We start from the raw sequence: 2,617 nt of genomic DNA, 5'->3' as shown, positions 1-2,617 counted from the left end.
GTGGCAGATAGGGCTTGTCGGTACCGCGGGTCCGGCGAGTTGGTACCGCTGTTCCGGCGACCCGGAACCGGCCCGCGCGTGAGGCGGGCCGGCACCGTCGGGGGTTACTCCCAGTAGCCGGTGGTCGCCCGGGCTTGGTCGTCGCGTTGGCGTCGCATGTCGACTTCGCCGAGGTTGATCTCGCGGGCGTTGTTGGCCAGCCGGTTGACGATGGAGTCCGCGGCCACCCGGTCAGGTAGGGCCTCGAGCCAGTACGCCGGTCGGGATTGTGAGGCGATCATCGTCGGCAGCCGGTGCTCCCGGTTGGCCAGCACGGCGAACAGGTCGTTCGCGGCCTCGGGGTCGATGCCCACGGTGAGGAAGTCGTCGATGATCAGCAGTTCCACGTCCGACAGGTCGTTGAGCATTTTTTGGTGGCGGATGCCGTCGCCGCGGGCGATGACCAGCCGCCGGGCGAGTTCGTCCATGCGGGCGTAGGTGACGGTGTGCCCGTTCTGGCAGGCGGCGATGCCGATCGCGCAGGCCAGGTAGGTTTTCCCGCCGCCGGTCGGTGAGAGGACCAGCAGGTTGGTGGGGTCTTGGCGCCAGTGGTGCCCGGCGTAGCGTTTCATCCGCACCGGGGTGATCCCGCGTCCTTCCTGGTAGTTGATCTCCGCGATCGAGGCCTGCGGGATCGGGAACTTCGCGGCGCGGATCAGCTTGTCGATCCGGTGGGCTTGGCGCTGGTCTAGGGCGTCGTCGACGGCGGTGAGGAAGATCTGCTCCGGGGTGAGCTCGTCATTGGCCTCATCGCTGATGAGCTCCTCGAACCGGGTCGCCACGTGCGTGATGCGTAGGTTGCGGAACTTCTGGTGATCGATCTCGGTGAACATCACACGCCCTCCCCGCTGCGGCCGCGCGCATAGTGATCGGCCGAGCGGACTTGAATCGCGCCGTCGTCTCGGGCCCCGGCCGGTGGCGGCGGTTTTCGTGTGGCCGCCGCCGGGACCACGGGCCGGGGCGCCTTGTGGTCGGAGTCGATGCTCGCCATGACGCGTTTGAGCACGCTGTAGCTACCGGCACTGTTCTGGTTGAGCAGTACCTGGCAGGCTGCCTCGAGCCGCTGGCGACTGCGCTTGCCGAGAGTTTCGAGGATGTTCTGGCAGTCCAGATAGCCCTGCGCCTCGATCACGTGACGATCAAGGATCTGGGCGATCACCTGCTCAGTGGCGGGGCCGAACCCGCGGGCACGGTCGGTGAACCACTGCCGGGACCACAGACCGTCGATACCCTGGTGCTCCTTCGGGGCGTGAGCGAGCACGGTCGAGTACTGGCCTTTGCGGCCGTGGCGCCGTGGGTGCTCGCAGACGACCTGGTCACCGTCGAAGAGCGTCACCGACTGCGCGGTCAACCGGACTCGCAGCAGTTGACCGGCGAAGGTGTACGGCACCGAGTAGTACTGCGAATCGCAGGAGACGTGATAGTTCCGTCCGACCTTGAGCTGCTTCCACTCCACCGTGGCGAACCCGTCGTCTGGCAGCACCGCCAGCAGCGGCGCCTCATCGGACTCGAATCGCTCCCACCGTGTCGTACCGTCAGCCCGGCGAATCTGGGTGTTGATCTCGGCGACGCGGTCATCAATCGCCGCGTTCAGGGCCTCGACGGTGGTCCACACCTCCTCGGCGAGGTAGCCGATCACGCGCTTGTTGACCACTTCCACTGCTGACTCCACGGCCGCTTTGTCGCGGGGTTTGCGGACCCGCGCCGGCACGATCGCGGTGCCGTAGTGGTCGGCCAGTTGCTGGTAGCGGACGTTGACAGCCCTGGCCGCCTCGCCCTTGGCCTGCCGGTGGGTGGCGGTGGTCGGGTTGTCGGGCACCACCATCTGCGGCGTCCCGCCGAAGAAGTCGAACGCTGCGACGTGAGCGTCGATCCACGACGGGGACTTCATATCCGTAAAACCGCGACAGAACACCGCACCGGAGTACGGCAGCACCGCCACGAACAAGTACAGCTTGGTGACCTCACCGGTGACCGCGTCGAGGACCTCGAGGGTGTCGCCGGCCCAGTCGACCAGCATCGTCCTGCCGGGTTCGTGATGCAGCGTGGCCACGACGTCCTTGATGCGGGCGTGGTCGGCGAACAGGGCGCAGTACTGGGAGTACCCGTACTTCTTCCCGGCCCCGACGGGGTCCGCGAGATATTTGCCCCAGGCCTGCTGGATGGTGAAGTGCCGGTTGAACTTCATCGACGCCAGCACCCGATCAAAATCGGGCTTGGTGTAGTCCTCCGAGACGCGTTTGCGCCCGTCGGGGAACATCCCGGCGATCTCGGCCGGGTTCATCGACGACGCTTGGCCGGCGGTGATGCCGTACGCGGTGATCGTCTTCTTCACCGCCGCGATCTCCCGACGCGAACACCCGACGGCGGCGACGATCTCGCTGTAGCTATGCCCGGCCAGCGCCAACGTCATGATGGCCTTGTACTCGGCCACATCAGCCTCCTCAAATAGGAAGAAGCGGCGCAGTCGCGCCGCCTCACCCCGAGCAGACCACCCCGCCCGCCCTAAGGAGTACCGAGTCGCCGGAATCGAAGTACCGGATCGCCGGACTAGGCGTACCCACTAGCCCTATCTGCC

General features: G+C 66.5%; 2 protein-coding genes. Both read right to left on the bottom strand.

Annotated features, from left to right (window positions below):
- Nucleotides 1–104: 104 nt before the first annotated feature.
- The gene (locus GSI01S_RS19330; RefSeq protein ID WP_006898359.1) at nucleotides 105–872 is read right to left on the bottom strand and encodes an ATP-binding protein; all 768 of its coding nucleotides are present in this window, start codon (nucleotides 870–872) and stop codon (nucleotides 105–107) included.
- Nucleotides 872–2,473, bottom strand: coding sequence for an IS21 family transposase (gene istA / locus GSI01S_RS19325; RefSeq protein WP_006898358.1), 1,602 nt, complete (start codon nucleotides 2,471–2,473; stop codon nucleotides 872–874). The genes GSI01S_RS19330 and istA overlap by 1 nt, the downstream gene beginning before the upstream one ends.
- Between the last annotated feature and the right edge of the window lie 144 nt (nucleotides 2,474–2,617).

The organism is Gordonia sihwensis NBRC 108236 (assembly GCF_000333035.1).
Lineage (GTDB): Bacteria > Actinomycetota > Actinomycetes > Mycobacteriales > Mycobacteriaceae > Gordonia > Gordonia sihwensis.
Note: the sequence above shows the minus strand (reverse complement) of the source record. Positions and strands in the feature narration are given on the sequence as shown.

Excerpts from the sequence above, each read along its gene's own strand:
- GSI01S_RS19330 (WP_006898359.1), bottom strand. The coding sequence starts at position 872 with ATGTTCACCGAGATCGATCACCAGAAGTTCCGCAACCTACGCATCACG.